At 57.3% G+C, this 17,024-nt stretch carries 15 protein-coding genes and 1 pseudogene; 13 read left to right on the forward strand and 3 right to left on the reverse strand.

Annotated features, from left to right (window positions below; translation table 11 throughout):
• Positions 1-465: 465 nt before the first annotated feature.
• On the reverse strand, positions 466-2,760 hold the full coding sequence (locus tag QO002_RS29695) for an FdhF/YdeP family oxidoreductase (protein ID WP_307236981.1): 2,295 nt from the start codon (positions 2,758-2,760) through the stop codon (positions 466-468).
• A 485-nt stretch (positions 2,761-3,245) separates the two neighbouring features.
• On the opposite strand from QO002_RS29695, the gene QO002_RS29700 reads away from it, so the two are divergent.
• From QO002_RS29700 to QO002_RS29735, 8 genes are all read left to right on the forward strand, one after another.
• On the forward strand, positions 3,246-3,794 hold the full coding sequence (locus QO002_RS29700) for a VOC family protein (protein ID WP_307236984.1): 549 nt from the start codon (positions 3,246-3,248) through the stop codon (positions 3,792-3,794).
• 396 nt (positions 3,795-4,190) lie between these two features.
• The gene (locus QO002_RS29705; protein WP_307236987.1) at positions 4,191-4,904 is read left to right on the forward strand and encodes an SDR family NAD(P)-dependent oxidoreductase; all 714 of its coding nucleotides are present in this window, start codon (positions 4,191-4,193) and stop codon (positions 4,902-4,904) included.
• Positions 4,905-4,971: 67 nt separating this feature from the next.
• Positions 4,972-5,604 (forward strand): DsbA family protein, encoded by a 633-nt coding sequence (locus tag QO002_RS29710; protein WP_307236990.1) that lies wholly within the window; start codon positions 4,972-4,974, stop codon positions 5,602-5,604.
• Between the two features lie 36 nt (positions 5,605-5,640).
• Complete coding sequence (locus QO002_RS29715) at positions 5,641-5,877, forward strand: tautomerase family protein (protein ID WP_307236993.1); 237 nt, start codon at positions 5,641-5,643, stop codon at positions 5,875-5,877.
• A gap of 353 nt (positions 5,878-6,230) precedes the next feature.
• A complete protein-coding gene (locus tag QO002_RS29720) occupies positions 6,231-6,599 on the forward strand; it encodes a tautomerase family protein (protein ID WP_370878633.1) in 369 nt (122 codons plus the stop codon).
• A 184-nt stretch (positions 6,600-6,783) separates the two neighbouring features.
• Entirely contained in the window at positions 6,784-7,485 is a 702-nt protein-coding gene (locus QO002_RS29725; protein ID WP_307236996.1) for a type 1 glutamine amidotransferase domain-containing protein, read from the forward strand.
• A gap of 173 nt (positions 7,486-7,658) precedes the next feature.
• Complete coding sequence (locus QO002_RS29730) at positions 7,659-7,826, forward strand: hypothetical protein (protein WP_307237000.1); 168 nt, start codon at positions 7,659-7,661, stop codon at positions 7,824-7,826.
• A gap of 464 nt (positions 7,827-8,290) precedes the next feature.
• Positions 8,291-9,889 (forward strand): cation:proton antiporter, encoded by a 1,599-nt coding sequence (locus tag QO002_RS29735; protein ID WP_307237003.1) that lies wholly within the window; start codon positions 8,291-8,293, stop codon positions 9,887-9,889.
• Between the two features lie 64 nt (positions 9,890-9,953).
• On the opposite strand, the pseudogene QO002_RS29740 reads toward QO002_RS29735, so the two are convergent.
• Together QO002_RS29740 and QO002_RS29745 are read right to left on the reverse strand one after the other, a co-directional pair.
• Positions 9,954-10,353 (reverse strand): annotated as a pseudogene (locus QO002_RS29740) (alpha/beta hydrolase); the annotation flags it as partial.
• 99 nt (positions 10,354-10,452) lie between these two features.
• Positions 10,453-12,225, reverse strand: a complete 1,773-nt coding sequence (locus QO002_RS29745; protein WP_307237006.1) for a cytochrome c biogenesis protein DipZ — start codon at positions 12,223-12,225, stop codon at positions 10,453-10,455.
• Between the two features lie 331 nt (positions 12,226-12,556).
• Between QO002_RS29745 and QO002_RS29750 the strand changes: the two genes are divergently transcribed.
• The 5 genes from QO002_RS29750 (at position 12,557) to QO002_RS29770 (ending at position 16,511) form a co-directional block, all read left to right on the forward strand.
• Complete coding sequence (locus QO002_RS29750) at positions 12,557-13,597, forward strand: alpha/beta fold hydrolase (RefSeq protein WP_307237009.1); 1,041 nt, start codon at positions 12,557-12,559, stop codon at positions 13,595-13,597.
• 105 nt (positions 13,598-13,702) lie between these two features.
• Positions 13,703-14,443 carry a response regulator gene (locus QO002_RS29755; RefSeq protein ID WP_307237012.1) on the forward strand — a complete coding sequence of 247 codons (741 nt, stop codon included), beginning with the start codon at positions 13,703-13,705 and terminating at the stop codon, positions 14,441-14,443.
• Positions 14,440-15,759, forward strand: a complete 1,320-nt coding sequence (locus tag QO002_RS29760) for a sensor histidine kinase (RefSeq protein WP_307237015.1) — start codon at positions 14,440-14,442, stop codon at positions 15,757-15,759. Before QO002_RS29755 ends, QO002_RS29760 begins: the two co-directional genes overlap by 4 nt.
• A 174-nt stretch (positions 15,760-15,933) precedes the next feature.
• On the forward strand, positions 15,934-16,350 hold the full coding sequence (locus QO002_RS29765; RefSeq protein WP_307237018.1) for an organic hydroperoxide resistance protein: 417 nt from the start codon (positions 15,934-15,936) through the stop codon (positions 16,348-16,350).
• A gap of 23 nt (positions 16,351-16,373) precedes the next feature.
• Complete coding sequence (locus QO002_RS29770) at positions 16,374-16,511, forward strand: hypothetical protein (RefSeq protein WP_307237021.1); 138 nt, start codon at positions 16,374-16,376, stop codon at positions 16,509-16,511.
• The last annotated feature ends 513 nt before the right edge of the window (positions 16,512-17,024 follow it).

A 17,024-nucleotide genomic window follows, 5' to 3' on the forward strand; every position in this document is an offset into this window, starting at 1 on the left:
CTCGTCTCGATGGCGTTTCTCATGGGCGGTTTCATTTTAACTAGACAGCCCGCTCCTCAAGTCCGCGTTTGGCTTCCTCCTGTTCAATCACGTGGGGCTGCCGCCGATGGCGGCAGGGCGTCCTCCCCATGCTCGTCCGCGGCGCTGAGTTGCAATCAGGCAGACCCGGTGTGAGGAGCGAGACAATGGACCGGGGCGACAGTTGTGGGGTACCGCTGAGGCCTGGAGACGTGGCCATGTTACGTGGCCTCGTCAAGGAATATTGCGAAAATCGGCAGTGCAGGAGACAAGGTGTCGAGGGCGAGGATGTGGCCCGGCAACTCGTTAGGTGGTTCCAAAGTGGAATGACAGAAAAGGAGAGGCTTCGGTACCTTCTCTTGTCCGCCCCAGGTCGGCAGACCTGAGGCGGATTTCGTGCTAACGCCTCGGGATGGCGATGAATCCTTTAGTTGCCGGAACCGTGCTCTATGACTGTGCAGGCGTGACCATGACCGGCACGCCCTTGTAGGATGGCGTGCCGGATTGTGGATCGAATTGGCTTAGGGAGATAACGACGTTCATCTCTGGATAGTAGCCCGCGATTGACCCCCGCGGAATGTTGTAGGCCACGGCCTTAAAGCTACGCACCCGGCGCTGACTGCCGCCGTCGTCTATAAGCCCCTGCACGTCGATCCAGTCGCCGTCCTTCAGTCCGCGAGCAGCCAAGTCCTCAGCATTCATAAATACCACGTCGCGCCGTCCAAAGACGCCGCGATAGCGATCGTCGAAGCCATAGATAGTGGTATTGTATTGGTCGTGACTGCGAATTGTAGTGAGCACCAACGCGCCTTCGGTCGAGCGTTGCAAATTCTCGGTCAGGTCCGGTGACAGCAAGAAATTTGCCTTACCGTTATGAGTATTCCAGCGTCGAGAGGAAGCAGCCACATCAAGCCTAAAACCGCCTGGTTTGCGCACGCGCGTGTTGAACTCGAAAAAGTCCGGAAAGACCTCTTCTATTTTGTCTCGGATAAGATTGTAGTTATCGACCATCCCGACCCACTCAATGCCATAGCGTTCGCCAAGTGTAGCGCTAGCAATTCCTGCAATTATCGCCGGCTCCGATCGGACAAGTTTGCCAGGAGGGTTTAGGAAGCCTCGAGAGGCGTGAACCATGGACATCGAGTCCTCCACGGTGACTGCCTGTGGACCCGACGCCTGCATGTCCAAGTCCGTTCGTCCAAGACACGGAAGAAGGAGAGTTGTCCTCGCTGTTAGTAGATGGGAGCGATTGAGCTTCGTGGCGACGTGGACGGCAAGATCGAGTGTGCGCATGCCTTCGAAAGTCGCCTGCGAATCCGACATTGCGACCGCCAGATTCCCGCCCAAACAGACGAGAGCCTTCGACCGGCCGGCGATGATCGCCTCGATGGCCTCAACCGTGTTGTGGCCTTTGTCCGCCCTGCCGCGAAATCCGAACGCTCGTTCGATGCCGTCGAGAAGGGCCATGTTGGGGATCTCGGTGATTCCGACTGTCCGGTCGCCTTGGACATTGGAGTGACCGCGGATCGGCGCGATACCCGCACCTTCGCGACCGATGTTTCCTCGCAGCATTAAGAGGTTGGCGATCTGCTGAACGTTATTCGTTCCTCGGGCGTGCTGCGTAATGCCCATTCCATAGCATACGATCACCCTCTTGGCCTTGGCGTAGATCCCTGCCGCGCTCTCCAAGGCCTCCTTCGTCAGGCCGCTGGCCGCAACGATCTCATCCCACCCGGTGGCTACGATTTCACCCCTGAGCCCCTCGAACCCTGACGTATGCTCGCCGATGAAGGACCGGTCCAACACGCCTTCAACGCCTGCCGAAAGATTCGCTGCATCGAGTTCAAGTAGTGCTTTCATAAGCCCTTTGAGTGCCGCGAGATCGCCGCCGACACGGACCTGATGATAGGCAGAGGCGATCGGGGTCGAGGAAAGCGTGGCCATTTCGACAGGATCTTGGGGCGCGGCAAAGCGCTCTAGCGCGCGTTCCTTCAGCGGATTGAAGACCACGATCGGAACGCCGCGCCGCGCCGCCGCATGGAGCGTTGTCATCATCCGCGGATGATTTGTGCCGGGATTGTGTCCGAAGCTGAAGATCGCATCTGCGTGATCGAAGTCTGCAAGCGTTACAGTGCCTTTTCCGACCCCGATTGATTTCGGGAGTCCGACACTGGTCGCTTCGTGACACATGTTCGAGCAGTCGGGGAAGTTGTTGGTGCCGTACGCGCGCACGAAGAGCTGGTAGAGAAAGGCGGCTTCGTTGGACGCGCGCCCGGATGTATAGAACTCAGCTTGATCAGGCGATGTTAGCTTGTTCAGCTCACGGGCTATCAGTTCAAATGCCGCATCCCATTCGATCGGTTCGAGGCGGTCGCTGCCAGAGTTATATTTCAGCGGGATTGTCAGACGCCCAGCCTCTTCAAGGTCGTGATCCGTCCAGTTCCAGAGTTCCGACACAGTATGCGCCGCGAAAAAGGTTGCGTCGGTCCTTCTCGCGGTCGACTCCCACGCGATCGCTTTGGCGCCGTTTTCGCAGAACTCGAATGAGGATGTATGCTTTGGGTCGGGCCACGCGCATCCGGGGCAGTCGAATCCTTCCGGTTGGTTTGCCTTAAGGAGTGTCCTGCTGCCTTGGACGACAATTTGCTGTCGAGCAAGAGTTCTTGCAACGGACTTAAGAGCGTCCCACCCCCCAGCCGGGTGGTCGTAGGATTCGATCCCTTCCGTGTGCTTGTTTTTCAAGGCAGTAGCTCCAAAGTTTCGACGCAGCGCCGCTGAAATTTGATCACAAGCTACGTGACCAATGCACGTGCCGTTTTTCGCCTTTTTGGCAGCTCTCAAGTTGAAGTGGCCGCCTCCGAGCGGGCGGAGACGGCCATGCCGGACCTGTCAGGATCCGCACGCCTCGGCGGAGGGGAGGTACGCTGGCGCGCAGTCGCTGCTTGGAGCGCATCGCCAAATTTTGGGAGGAGGCGATTGAATGAAGTTAGCTCGTGTTGCCGACCCCGCATAAGTGAACTTTGGTATTGGGTGGTTGGGACAACTCTGAATCCATTCGACGCTGGGGAAATGAAGTCTTCCGCGGCGGTACCGAACAATAGCTGCGGTAAATGCCATCCGCTGGGGACACCTAAGTGCAATGGTGGATATGGGCGGCATCCATAAGCTTGCCCTCGTTCTTGCCGTTTAGAAATCCAACGGCGATCGTCTACAAAGGAGCAACGAACATGGATAGTGCACTCAAATCAATGACGAAAGAAGTCACCCAGGCCGCCTCGGCGGTTGTGACGAAGCTCGAACTTGCCGTTATCCCCGTTTCCGACCCCGACCTGAGCAAAATGTTCTACACAAGTCTCGGCTGGCGCCTCGATATTGATTTCCAAGGCGACGACTACCGTGTGATTCAGTTCACTCCACCCGGATCGGATTGCTCCGTCATGTTTGGAAGAAACATCACGACGGCGCCAGCCGGTTCGTCTCGGGGACTGCATCTGGTTGTTTCTGACATTGAAGCAGCCCGAAAGGACCTGACGTTTCGAGGCGTCGAAACAAGTGAGCCGTTCCACGACGTCGGCGGGGTATTCCACCATTCGAACGGTCTGGGGATAACCACTGGCGTCAATCCTGAGCGCAAAAGTTACGCATCCTATCTGGCATTCCAAGATCCAGACGGCAACGAATGGACCGTCCAGGAAATTACAACACGTTTGCCGGGCCGTCCGGGTGATAAGGCTTTCACTGACCAGCTCACGAAAGCAGTGTGGGGAGCCAATTGAAACTTCCCTGAAGCCGTGTCGCTCTCTGGCCACCCCTCGATTTGATGTCCTAAAAGACCAACGTGCTATTTCGCGATTTAGCTGGGCCAGCCACCTTGCACACATCCTGTTGAGTTGGAATTGTGCCTGCCGGGATGTTGCCCAGCTAAAGCATCTACGGAGAGTTCCCCTTTCATGTTGGCGGAGTAGTGTCGGTACAGTCGTCGACAATGAGTACGTCGAGCCTAAACATTTGGATCTATATTTGCCGCATGATCATCCCGACTATCGGCAGAGTGATTGCCGCTCCCTAGATATTATCCCCTCAAACGATCGCACTTAAATCAATCGTACCGACGCCGAGGGCGGCGGGCGGCCCGAGTGAGGGTCGCTACAATTGAGAAGGATGCACATATCATGAGCAATCAACAGAAGGTCGCCGTTATCACCGGCGCGTCGCAAGGCATTGGCGAAGGTCTGGTCCGGGCCTATCGGGAGCGGAATTACCGTGTAGTTGCCACCTCGCGTTCGATCAAACAGGGGTCGGACGACGGCGTGCACGCAGTGGCAGGCGACATCTCCAGTTCGGAAACCGCAGACCGGGTCGTGCGCGAGGCGCTCGAACGTTTCGGCCGAGTAGACACGCTCGTTAACAATGCCGGTGTTTTCACCGCAAAGCCATTCGTCGAGTTTACCCAGGAAGACTATGATCTGAATTTCGGCGTCAACGTTGCGGGCTTCTTCCACATCACGCAGCGAGCCGCGAAGGAAATGCTAAAGCAGGGTTCCGGCCACATTGTCAGCATTACGACGAGCCTGGTGAACCAGCCGGTCGCGAGCGTTCCCACGGCTCTTGCCTCCCTCACCAAGGGCGGGTTGAACGCCGTCACAAAGGAATTGGCGATTGAGTTCGCAAAGACTGGCGTACGGGTGAACGCTGTCTCTCCCGGCATCATTAAGACCCCAATGCACGCTCCTGAGACTCACGAGTTCCTATCGGCGCTCCATCCGGTCGGTCACATGGGCGAGATCAGCGACATTGTTGACGCTGTGATCTACCTGGAGAACGCAAGCTTCGTCACCGGCGAGATTCTGCATGTCGACGGTGGCCAGAACGCCGGCCGTTGGTAGGCGCTGACCAGAAAAAATCGCGCGGCGTGAACACGCCGCGCCCGCCAGACATGCGAAAGGAAAACAAATGGAACTCGTATTGGCTGCCGATCCGATGTGCTCGTGGTGCTATGGATTTGGCAAGGAAATGGAGCTTCTGCTTCAGCGGCGCCCGGACGCCTCTTTAAGGATCGTTCTCGGTGGGCTCCGCGCGGGTGCCACAGACGTCTTGGACGACGCGGGCAAGCAGTTCAGGCTGCACCACTGGGCTATGGTCGAAGAAGTCAGCGGAGTGCCGTTCAACCGTGAAGGTCTCCTCTCCAGAAGCGGTTTCGTCTATGACACGGAACCAGTGTGCCGGGCGGTTGTAACAGCTCGGATTCTTCGCCCCGAGGCGAACATCCTGAAAATCTTCCGGGCGTTCCAGCATGCTTTCTACGTTGACGCACTCGACACCACAGACGGCGTCGTGCTTGCTGAGGTCGGATCGCGTACGCTGAGTGAACTTGGTCATCCCGTGTCCGCAGAGTTATTCTTAGAAACTTGGACGAAGCAGAGCACACTCGAAGAGGCTGCGACAGACTTCGCTGTAGCCCGCGCCATGGGCGTTACCAGCTTCCCTACACTATTTCTGAAGCAGGGGGGAACTCTCCGCCGGGTGGGCGATGGATACGCGCCAGCCGACGAACTTGAAATGCATCTCGCATCTATGGCTGCTTGACAGGTCGAACTAGGTCTTAAAAAGGAGAATAGGAAAATGCCAATAGTAACCGTACAGGTAACCCGCGAAGGCACCACGCCCGCTCGCAGCTCGGTGTCATCCGAAGAGAAGGCCGCCATTATAGCGGGCGTAAGCCAGGTTATGCTTGATGTTCTCAACAAGCCTCTTGAATCCACGTATGTGGTGATCGAGGAAGTAGATTTGGACAACTGGGGTTGGGGCGGCCTGCCAACTGCCCAGTATCGGAAAATAAAGGCCGAAGGAAAAGCCTGACATTCTGGATACCCTCCGGAATACGAGCGTAACGCCGCCGGTTGCCACCCGACGGCGTTGCTCCTTGTTTGCTGCCGTGACAGCAAGACATATGACACGTTGCGGTCAGTTCATTAGGTATGCCGTTGCCGCTCGATAGCATCTCCTACGTGTTCCAGACGCTCGGCTACCAAATTTTGGTGCGCCTTCAGATGGGCCCCTGGGGGCGTTGGCGAAGATTGTCTTGGCCGTGGTGGCGGCCGCTGCGCATCGTCTTTAGTCAGCCATACCATCGTTTAATTGCTTCAAATCCAGAACAGGCAGATTTGTGGACGGCTGGTGCTACGAGAGTCTTAGTATCTCGCTGCTCGGAGATCGGCGACCACTTGGCGCAAAGATGCCACGACGCCGTCGTGGACGCCTTCGGCGTCCCGCGAAGAGACCGATACCAAATCATCCATGAGCACGAGGCGTCACACTTTCGCGCGCTGGATACGGGGCTTGGGATCGCTCGGACCGGCAAGTTTCTACTGCTCGAAATCACCAGCCGTCCGCGGTCTCGTGAGGCCAAATTGGCATTTTACTCCAAGCTTACACTTGCTCTGAAGGACCGCTGCGACATCGCGTCCTCTGACGTCATGATCTCGCTGCTTATCAATTCGGACGAGGACTGGTCGTTTGGCCTGGGTAAGGCCCAATTCCTGACAGGCGAACTTGGGACGAGCACTGAGCGTCCGCAGTGATTGTGTCGCCTTCGTTGCAGCGAATAGAAGCGATTGGCCTCTTTTTGCAGAAGTTTCAACTCGTACTTCAACCGATACCAAGGTGTTGGCGATACCAATGTGCAAATGCGGAACGCAGTGATCCTCGTCATGCTTCCATCGTGCGGCCATCCGGCTGCAGGACACAAATGGAAGGAGCCAACAGATGAAGATCCTTATGGTATTCACTTCTCATGACGTGCTGGGAAGCACAGGGCGCAAGACGGGCTTCTGGCTCGAGGAAGGTGCCGCGCCTTACTATGTCTTCAGCGACGCAGGCGTCGAGTTGACACTCGCGTCGCCAAAGGGCGGCCAACCGCCGATTGACCCAAAAAGCGATTTGCCGGAGAACCAGACGCCCGCCATGACGAGGTTCAAAGAAGACCCCGCTGCCCAAAAGGTGTTTGCGACTACCAAGAAGTTGAGCGAGGTCCGGTCCGAAGATTTCGACGCAGTTTTCTATCCTGGGGGCCATGGACCAATGTGGGATCTCGTCGACAATCCCGAGTCGATTAGGCTGATCGAATCTTTCTACAACTCCGGGAAGCCCGTAGCGGCAGTCTGCCATGCGCCGGCCGTGTTGCATCGGGTGACCTATCAAGGCGTCCCGATCGTCAAGGGTAAGCGGGTGACAGGCTTTACCAACGGCGAGGAAGAGGAAGTGCAACTGACCAACGTCGTTCCTTTCCTTGTCGAAGACGAGCTCAAGCGACTTGGAGGGCTCTACGAAAAGAAGGCAAACTGGGAGAGCTTCGCCATTACAGACGGCAGGCTGATCACCGGACAAAATCCGGCATCTTCCACCGCGGGGGCTCAGGCGCTCGTGACGCTTCTCACCAGCATGACGGTCGACGAGACAGCCGCTTAAGGCCTCATACTGACGAGCTTAAGAGACCTCGATACGACCCTCTCGTGGTCTCTTTACTATTCCATCCTCGGGTCCCACGCGCTCGACGATATGACGGATGGAAGAAGCCGCGACTTCGATATTCGCTATATGGCCATGAGGCTGAAGCGTGAACGCGAATTGGAGAAATTTGAATGGCTGAAGAAAAGCAAAAACCTGCCGACGCTAGGGATCCGGCGAAAGAACAAGACGATTATCTCCAGGAAGCCCTTGAGGAAACCTTTCCCGCTAGTGATCCGATTTCACCCGGTCATGCCGAGAAACAGCATCCGAACACCACGTCGAGCGAAACAGTGTCTTAGAGTGCCCCATGGTGCAGCCGCTAACGACGTGAACGCTCCCTTAGGCAATAAGTTAAATCGAAAACAGGCCTTCGCATGGATCCAGAGCCGGTGGGTTTTTTGGTACGGAAGCTTCGGTTTTTGGTGCAGACGGAACCTTGATTTGTTGCATTCAGTCTTCGCTGCAGTTCTCGATCGAACGCCGAAGGTTTTCGAGTTGCGTATGAAAGCGTTCTCTATCAAACGCCGTTTCTCCTGACTGGATATCCGGGCGGCAGATCCGCAGGGTGCGCCTTAAAGAACGGAGTTCAGAGGATCGAATAATTTGCAAAAACATACTCGAGGTATTCTTAAGTATTGCAATGAGTGCGCCCAGTGTATAACAAAATGTGAGAATGGTATCAATAGGATTATTTCTATTATTGGCTAAAGAATCGAATCGAATTAATAGTACATAGGTCTCGGATCAGGAGGCGAAGCCAAGTATGGATCATTCTGAAATCTTCCTGGTATTTGCGGTTATCGGAGCCGTGGCATTCGTTGGCGCGATTGCCAAACGTTTTAATATTTCTGGAGCGATCGCTTTCTTGATCGCGGGTGTCCTCGCCGGACTCGTTCCGATCGTACCCGTCGTCCATATCGAGCCAGAATTGGTCCTGATGCTGTTGCTCCCTCCGCTCCTTTACAGTGCGGGGGTGGGTATGAGCTGGAGGGGGCTAAAGTCGAACCTCGGGACAGTCACATTTCTGGCCGTCGGAGGCGTCGTCTTCACGGCGGTCGGCGTGGCTTTTGTCCTCAATGCGATTTTCGGGATTGAATGGGCTTTTGGCTTCCTGCTCGGCGCGATCATCGCACCTCCCGACGCAGTGGCTCCGATGGCCATCGTGAAACGTTTCGTCGTTCCCAACAGGCTCCTGACCATCATAGAGGGCGAGGGGCTGGTGAACGATGCCACTGCGCTCATTCTCATCGGCTTTGCTGTCGCCGTGTTGCGGGGCGGGGATTTCTCACTCGTGGTTGCGTTGGGACAGTTTCTGCTGATCGTGTGCGGAGAAATTGCCTGGGCCGTATTCGTAGCAAAACTTCTCCTGGAACTACGCAAACTCGCCGGCGACCCCCATGTCGAAATCGTTTTATCTCTGATGACGCCTTTCGTTGCATTTTGGATACCACAGGCGATGGGCGGATCCGGCGTGCTCGCCGCAGTCACTGCGGGTGTATACGTCTCATGGAACGGGCCTCGCTACATAGCCGCAGCAACCCGACTCCAAGGATTCTTCATATGGGACCTTGTTACTTACGTTATCGAGGGGGTGGCGTTTTTTCTGACTGGGCTGCAAGTAAGAGCGATCATCGAAGTAGCCGGGCGTGGATTGTGGGCACACTATCTCACGGTTGCGTTGGTGGTGGGCATTGCGGCCGTGGGCCTCCGGTTCATCTGGGTTTTTTCGGGAACGTTTCTGCCGAAGCTCTTACCCAAGAGGTTCGGGATTCGGTCGACGGCTCATTGGCGGTACGCGGCGGTTATAAGCGTTACAGGCGTTCGTGGCGTAGTATCGCTGCTTGCCGCGTTGGCCATTCCTCAACTTTACAGTGTGGACGGTGCCGATTACAAATCGCTGATCTTGGTCGTCACGCTGTCCGTCATTGTCGTGAGCATGGTGGGTGTCGACGCCTTCTTGCCTCCTATCGTCCGGGGACTTGGGCTGTCTAACGAAGGTGTACGTGAGGAGGTCGAGAACCGGACAAAGGAAATCGCTGCACGTATCCGGGCTGTCGATGGAGTGCTTCAAAATCTCGAGCAACTCGACAGGAGGCAATGGACGTCGGAATCCCTTGATGAGCTAAAGCGGAAGCACGAAGATCGCCGGCTTCTCTATCGAAGAATTCAGCACAATCGTGAGGACGGATCCGCCATGACCGATTATCCAGAAATTCAGCTAGCGCTCATCGACGTCGAGCGGGACACGATCGCGCAGTTGTATGCTGAAGAGCAACTCGACGATGATGCTAGGCGCCGAATCGAGAGAGAACTAGATCTCGAAGATACACGGCTGAGACATATTGCGAAGATTTCAGATTGACCGCAAGAATTGGGCTCCGCCAACTGGCGTTAGGAAGACGCTGGATCAAATTTTGGCACAGGGATCACTCGCTGCCCGCTCGGATCTGCCGCGCAGCGCCTTCGATGACGTTGGCAATGTTCTCGGGTTGAGACGCGAAGACGGCGAGGCTGGCCTTGATCTCTGTCACCTGGCTGCCGACGCGTTTTGCCATCTCCCGTTCCAGCTCGGGGTCGAACCACGGCCCAGCTTTTTCTTGGTTTCCAGGCGGGATCGGCGACTTTCGCTGCGAAGGCCCCCTTGGTCGTAAGAACCTGAGATTTCGCCATGTATGCGGCTTCGTCATTCGGTAGATCCGCGGCGAAATCACTCGGGAACGCAGCCGGGTCGAGATAGAGATATTCCCCGTCCTTCTCCTCTCGGATGTTCATGCTACCGGCTGGCTTGGAGCTTTAGAGGCTGAGCAAGCTTTCGCCCCGGCGTGGGCTGTGAAAGCAATGGCGCTGGTTACAAGTGCGATGGCGAGGATGGAGATAGTGCGGCGGTTCAAGCGTTTCTCCTTGGCTTTTGAAGATGAGAGGACGTCAGCCGAAGGTGAAAGCGTAAGCTTCAACACCGGGATCGAGAAAACGAATCTTGAAGCTGTGCGCTTCGACGTCGCCCGACTGGCGGACGAGCTGGTAGAGCTTTGTCGATGTCACAAGGCCGTTGCCATCAGTGTTGATATCGGCTCCATGGTCGGGTCCGGGCGCCTTGCCATCGATCGTCACCTGAAACCGGATCGGCTTGCCCGGGGCGCCGGCTCCGAGAACAAGATGCAGGTCGCGGGCACTGAAGCGGTAGGCGATGCTGCCGTCCTGCTGATCGAGGGTCCCGTGTTCGGCGCCGACGGTCCAAATGCCGGAGAGCCCCCATTCATTGGGATTCAGATTTGCGACCGAATACTCGCGGGCGGCGTCACGGCTCAGGTTTTCGCGGGAGGCGAAGTTGGTGGCTTGGGCATAGCCGATATAGGTTTCGCCGGAACGGATATCGTTCAGGTCCGGACTTGCTTCGGCACCCTTGGCGTTCGGTGTCACCGGCGTGCTCCCGGCCGTGTCAATACCGGCTTCGCGCACCAGGCCCTGGATCGCCTGTTCGGTCTGGAGGTAGTTGCCTTCGCCGAAGTGATGGTACCGGATTTGGCCCCTCGCATCGATCAGGTAGGCGGCAGGCCAATAACTGTTCTCGAATGCGCGCCAGATCTTGTAGTCATTGTCGATCGCGACGGGATAACCGATCTTGAGGTCACGGACCGCCTGTATGACGTTGTCGATTTTCTTCTCGAAGGCGAATTCTGGCGCGTGTACGCCGATTACAACCAGGCCCTGGTCCTTGTACTTCTCGGCCCAGGCGCGGATATAAGGGTTGGTGCGGATGCAGTTGATGCAGGAATAGGTCCAGAAGTCGACAAGCACGACCTTGCCGCGAAGCTGTTCCATGCCGAGCGGCGGAGAATTCAGCCAATCCACGGCGCTGTCCAGAGATGGGGCGCGACCTTCGATCGGCAGATTGCTACGGAAAGGCCGATTTGTATTGTCGGCGAGAGCTACAGGTCCATTGCTGCCGATTTCGGAAGAGCCCGTCACGGGCACGGTGTTCAGCCGGTCGAGCACAGCCTGTTCGAAGGATGCCGTGCTGGCATAAGAAAGTCGTGCAAGAAGCCCGGCATCAAGGCCGAGCGCGATGACCGCCACGCCGGCCAGAACAGCGGCGCCGAGAACTTGGCGAATCCGCTCGCTGACGCCGAGTGATCGTTTCATGGCGGCAAAGATCCTGCCCCCGGCAAAGAGTGCACTGGCAAGCGAGGTTGCAGCGCCGGCGGCGTAAGCAGCGAGCAGGAGCGTCGTCTGGAAGCTGGCGCCTTGAAGGGCAGCTCCGGTGAGTATGAGACCAAGGATCGGTCCGGCGCAGGGTGCCCAGAGCAGGCCCGTTGCGACGCCCAGAACGAGAGAGCTTGCAGCCGTCGACATAGAGCCGGGTCTGCCCGAGGCATTCAGCAGTTTGTTGCCGAAAACGACAATAGGCTGGGTGATGACGCTCGCGATCCGTGTCGAGATGAGACTGATGCCGAAAGTAGCAAGCAGCAAAATCGCGGCGAGGCGGCCGTATTCGTTCGCGTTGATCGCCCAGCTTCCACCAACTGCAGTAAGCGTGGCAACGAGCGCGAAGGTTGTGGCCATTCCGATCAGCATTGGCAGAGTGCTGCGGACGAACGGTTGCCCGGCACGGGCGAAGACGAAGGGAAGGATGGGGAGGATGCATGGGCTGAGTATGGTCAGCGCCCCTCCGAGATAGGCAATGATAAGAAGTGTCATCGTCGTGTCCTTTGAAGCCGATGTATCGGGTTCTGGGCGGCGACTTGGCACGACCAGTGACGAGGCCAATCTGGTCGGCGCGACGTATCGCGGATGTGTCCGGCTTCTGCGAGAACTGTACCCAACTGTAGGAAAAGCTCGCCGCGTTACAGAACGACACAAATCTAAGTCGGGGTGCGTACGGCTACAGAGGGAGGGGCGAATTGTATCGGAGTGTATCCGGGATGCTGAATGCTACATCGACATTCAATTACGTCCGACCTGAGACACATGGGGGATACATGCAGCCGGCTTTCTTCAGATCTGGATCAATCGAGATGGAGAAAAAACGATGTCAGATGAAATCAATCACCAGCGCCGCCGTTTTCTCGGGGTTGCCGCCGCGACAGTTGCGGCCGTCGAGTTCGGCATGACGGCGGTCGCCAATGCCCAGCCCGCCCTATCCTCACCCATTGCCAAATCGGGAGGTCACACAACCTTTGCTGCGCTGAAGCAGATCAAGGCCGGTGTTCTCGATATCGGTTACGCCGAATCTGGTCCCGCCGATGGGGCCGTTGTCCTGCTGGTGCACGGCTGGCCCTACGACATCTACAGCTATGTCGATGTCACACCAATGCTGGCCGAGGCCGGATACCGCGTCATAGTCCCTTACCTTCGCGGTTACGGCACGACGCGCTTTCTCTCGGGCGATACGCCACGCAATGGTCAACAGGCGGCCCTGGCGGTCGATATGATCGCATTCATGGATGCACTGGGCATCGAAAAGGCAATCCTCGGCGGATACGATTGGGGCGCGCGCACAGTCAACATCATGGCTGCGCTCTGGCCGCAACGCTGCAAGGCGATCGTGTCCGTGAGCGGCTACCTGATCGGCAGCCAGGAGATCAACAAAAAACCTTTGCCCCCGAAGGCCGAGCTTGCATGGTGGTATCAGTTCTATTTCGCCACCGAGCGCGGCCGTGTTGGCTATGCCGCCAACACGCGCGATTTCGCGAGGCTGATATGGCAGACGGCGTCTCCGACATGGAATTTCGACGACGAAACCTTTGACCGCTCGGCTCGCGCGTTCGACAATCCCGACCATGTCGATATCACCATCCATAATTATCGCTGGCGGCTCGGCCTTGCCAAGGGTGAACAGAAATTCGACGCCTACGAGAAGCAGCTTGCCATGGGGCCGGTTATCACCATCCCGACGATCACCCTGGAAGGCGATGCCAATGGCGCACCGCATCCGGATCCATCCTCTTATGTCAAAAAATTCTCCGGCAAATACGAACATCGAGAGGTGACAGGCGGTATCGGACACAATCTGCCGCAGGAAGCACCTCAGGCTTTCGCTCAAGCCATTATCGATGTCGCAAAGCTCTAGCCGCGGGCCGGTTGCCGCGAGAAACTACTTTACTCTCGGCAACCCATCGTCGAACTAATAGAAACGCACTGTACAGCCCGCAAGTTATCGTTTGAAAGACTGAAGATGGAGCATGTCGACCACATCCTGATTGTCGATGACGACCGGGAAATCCGCGAACTGGTATCGAGCTATCTGAAAAAAAATGGCCTTCGCACGTCCGTGGCCGCAGATGGTCGCCAGATGCGCAGCTTTCTCGAGGGTAACACGGTGGACCTGATCGTGCTTGATGTGATGATGCCGGGCGACGATGGACTGGTTCTGTGCCGCGAGCTTCGCGCCGGCAAGCACAAGGCAATCCCAGTCATCATGCTGACAGCACGCGATGACGAGATGGACCGGATCATTGGGCTCGAGATGGGCGCCGACGACTATCTGCCGAAGCCGTTCGCAGCACGCGAGCTTCTGGCGCGGATCAAGGCAGTGTTGCGGCGGACGCGGATGCTGCCCCCCAACCTGCAGATTAGCGAGGCCGGCCAGCTTCTGACCTTCGGTGAATGGCAACTTGATACGGTCGGACGGCATCTCCTCGACAAGCAAGGCACCGAAGTCGCACTGAGCGGCGCCGAATACCGTCTCCTGCGCGTGTTCATCGATCATCCGCAGCGTGTCCTCAACCGTGACCAGCTTCTCAACCTCACCCAGGGACGTGACGCTGACCTGTTCGATCGCTCGATCGATCTTCTGGTCAGTCGGCTGCGACAGCGGCTCGGGGACGATGCGCGAGAGCCAATCTATATCAGGACCGTGCGTGCCGAGGGTTACGTCTTTTCCGTCCCGGTCGAGATCTCGGAGCCCAGGAGATGATCGAGGGCGGCAAGATGCGCCTCGGCTGGTGGCCGAGCACCCTGAGGTCGCGCATTTTCCTGATTCTCTTTACCGGGCTGGCGATCGCCTATGGCCTGTCCTTCTGCATCCTCTTTGCCGAACGGTATATGTCGGCGAAAGCCGTCATGCTCGGGACATTGGAAAGCGATCTGGCAACGTCGATCGCAATTCTCGACCGCCTTCCCGCCAACGAGCGGGCCGATTGGCTGCATCGCCTAAGCCGCGGCAGCTATCGCCTCGTTCTTGGTTCCGGACTTCCCGGCGTCCCGGATTTGTCCGGGCGCGGTGCGGAGATCGCGGACCGGATAAGCCAGGCGGCTGGAAACAGGTTTCCGATCCGCGTCGAAGCCATTCCGGGCGACCAAATGCGGCTGCAGGGGCATCTGACGCTTTCGGACGGTTCGCTGCTGACCATCGATGTGACCCCGCGAGGTGTGATGCCCTTGGCCGAATGGCTGCCGTATGTCTTCGCGGCCCAGATGGTTCTGCTCATCCTCTGCACCTGGTTTGCGGTGCGCCTCGCAATTCGTCCGCTAGGCGCTCTCGCCGCTGCTGCCGATGCACTTGATCCCGGCAAGAAGGGATCTCCCCTGACAGAGGGCGGACCGAGCGAGGTTGCCCATGCGGCGCGCGCCTTCAATGCCATGCGTGACCGTATCGCCCATTACCTGGAAGAGCGGGTACAAATCCTTGCAGCGATCTCGCATGACCTGCAGACGCCGATCACGCGCATGCGATTGCGGGCGGACATGGCGGATGAGACGCCCGAAAAGGAAAAACTTGTTAGCGACCTGCGCGAGATCGAACGTCTCATACAGGACGGCATCGCCTACGCGCGCAGCTCTCACAGCAATGGCGAGAAGACATCCCGTATCGATCTGTCGTCGTTCATGGACAGCATCGTCTACGACTATCAGGACACTGGAAAAGCCGTCACAGTCGTAGACATCGTCCAGGGCACGGCTGTGACCAAACCCCATGCGTTGCGACGGATACTAACCAACTTTATCGACAACGCCATCAAGTTTGCAGGCGCCGCCGAGATAAGCGTGGAACGCAAAGGTGAAGGCGATATCGTCATCACTGTTCTGGATCAAGGACCAGGTATTCCGGACGACAAACTGCAAGCCGCCATGCAACCGTTCTTTCGCCTTGAGACGTCGCGCAATCGCGATACTGGAGGCACGGGGCTGGGACTGGCCATCGCCCAGCAGCTAGCATCGACGATCGGTGGGTCCGTCAGGCTCTATAATCGCGCCGGTGGTGGGTTGGCCGCTGAGGTCGCGTTTCGATGACACCGATCTATTGCGCTTGAGGCATCAGGCGGTTTTGTAAGCCAGAATGTCGAGCTAGCCAGATCGTACGCTCCGATACAATTCCGACGTTTTCGCAAACATGCCCGATACGTAGAGCCGAGAAAACACACTAGTCAACGAGTCGCGCAATGTGACAGAGCAAAGGAGTGTTCCATGGCCAAGATCGAGAATGTTCTCTATACGGGCAAGACCCACACGACAGGCGGGCGCGACGGCTTCGCGCGCAGCGATGATACCCAGCTGGAGGTGAAACTTTCGCCTCCGGGCAGTGGCAAGCCCGGTACCAATCCCGAACAGCTCTTCGCAGCAGGCTGGTCTGCCTGCTTTATCGGCGCCATGACAAAGGCTGCCGGTAAACGAAAGATCACGCTTCCGGTAGACACGGCCGTTGATGCGGAAGTTGATCTCGGGACGGCAGATGGCACTTATTTCCTCCAAGCCCGCCTCGCCGTAAGCTTGCCGGGTCTTGATTCGAAACTTGCCCGGTCGATCGTGGACGATGCGCACCAGACCTGCCCGTATTCCAAGGCGACGCGCGGCAATATCGACGTCGTGCTGACAGTGGTTTGAGGGAAGCCAGCGAGGAGATCTCGATGAAACGTATCGTCTTCTGCCTGCTGGCTGTCGTCATATTTGCGGCGCCCTGCGCCTATGACGCCTTCTCGCCGGAGCCGTCGCCATTCACCGGACTCGTTGCGGTCGCGACCGTCGCCGGCAATTCCGGCCGGTAGCCGGGGGCATGGGTCGAGATTGCGGCGTTCCATAAGTGACCAGACATCGACAGGCAGACAGTCGGAACATCCGGGCCGGCGGCGAGGAACAGGCTCCGGATCCAAAACGGAAAAAGGGCGGGCGGCTATAACGCTCGCCCTTTGGCTTGAACTACGATTTCGTTCCTATGTGTTTTTGCAGAAGGGCTGTGGCCTCGAGCACCCGAGGGTCACCCTTAAAATGGAGGTAGGATGGATCGAAAGTTAGGATCGCTAAGGCCCGCGGCATCATAACGCCGGTTGTGTTCATCTCGTCCTGGCTCATTCCCCATCCTCGGCGTGATCCATCCGCTCGCTATAGCCAACGCTCGGTTTTCCGGTATCGTCTGCCGCGATTGCGTGTTGCAGTATCGCGTTGACCTTTTACACCCGTCAGCATTCGACTTGCCGTCGCCATCCTTGTCGAACCCGCAGACGTGTTCAGCATTGTCGCGAGCGGGTTGGAATTATCAATCGACGTCATGATTAAGGTCC

The sequence above is a fragment of the Pararhizobium capsulatum DSM 1112 genome, from assembly GCF_030814475.1.
Classification (GTDB): Bacteria; Pseudomonadota; Alphaproteobacteria; order Rhizobiales; family Rhizobiaceae; genus Pararhizobium; species Pararhizobium capsulatum.

What these genes read in the sequence shown, in the direction of transcription:
- QO002_RS29700 (WP_307236984.1), top strand. Translation starts at nt 3,246, where the DNA reads ATGGATAGTGCACTCAAATCAATGACGAAAGAAGTCACCCAGGCCGCC.
- QO002_RS29705 (WP_307236987.1), top strand. Translation starts at nt 4,191, where the DNA reads ATGAGCAATCAACAGAAGGTCGCCGTTATCACCGGCGCGTCGCAAGGC.
- QO002_RS29710 (WP_307236990.1), top strand. Translation starts at nt 4,972, where the DNA reads ATGGAACTCGTATTGGCTGCCGATCCGATGTGCTCGTGGTGCTATGGA.
- QO002_RS29715 (WP_307236993.1), top strand. Translation starts at nt 5,641, where the DNA reads ATGCCAATAGTAACCGTACAGGTAACCCGCGAAGGCACCACGCCCGCT.
- QO002_RS29725 (WP_307236996.1), top strand. Translation starts at nt 6,784, where the DNA reads ATGAAGATCCTTATGGTATTCACTTCTCATGACGTGCTGGGAAGCACA.
- QO002_RS29730 (WP_307237000.1), top strand. Translation starts at nt 7,659, where the DNA reads ATGGCTGAAGAAAAGCAAAAACCTGCCGACGCTAGGGATCCGGCGAAA.
- QO002_RS29735 (WP_307237003.1), top strand. Translation starts at nt 8,291, where the DNA reads ATGGATCATTCTGAAATCTTCCTGGTATTTGCGGTTATCGGAGCCGTG.
- QO002_RS29745 (WP_307237006.1), bottom strand. Translation starts at nt 12,225, where the DNA reads ATGACACTTCTTATCATTGCCTATCTCGGAGGGGCGCTGACCATACTC.
- QO002_RS29750 (WP_307237009.1), top strand. Translation starts at nt 12,557, where the DNA reads ATGTCAGATGAAATCAATCACCAGCGCCGCCGTTTTCTCGGGGTTGCC.
- QO002_RS29755 (WP_307237012.1), top strand. Translation starts at nt 13,703, where the DNA reads ATGGAGCATGTCGACCACATCCTGATTGTCGATGACGACCGGGAAATC.
- QO002_RS29760 (WP_307237015.1), top strand. Translation starts at nt 14,440, where the DNA reads ATGATCGAGGGCGGCAAGATGCGCCTCGGCTGGTGGCCGAGCACCCTG.
- QO002_RS29765 (WP_307237018.1), top strand. Translation starts at nt 15,934, where the DNA reads ATGGCCAAGATCGAGAATGTTCTCTATACGGGCAAGACCCACACGACA.
- QO002_RS29770 (WP_307237021.1), top strand. Translation starts at nt 16,374, where the DNA reads ATGAAACGTATCGTCTTCTGCCTGCTGGCTGTCGTCATATTTGCGGCG.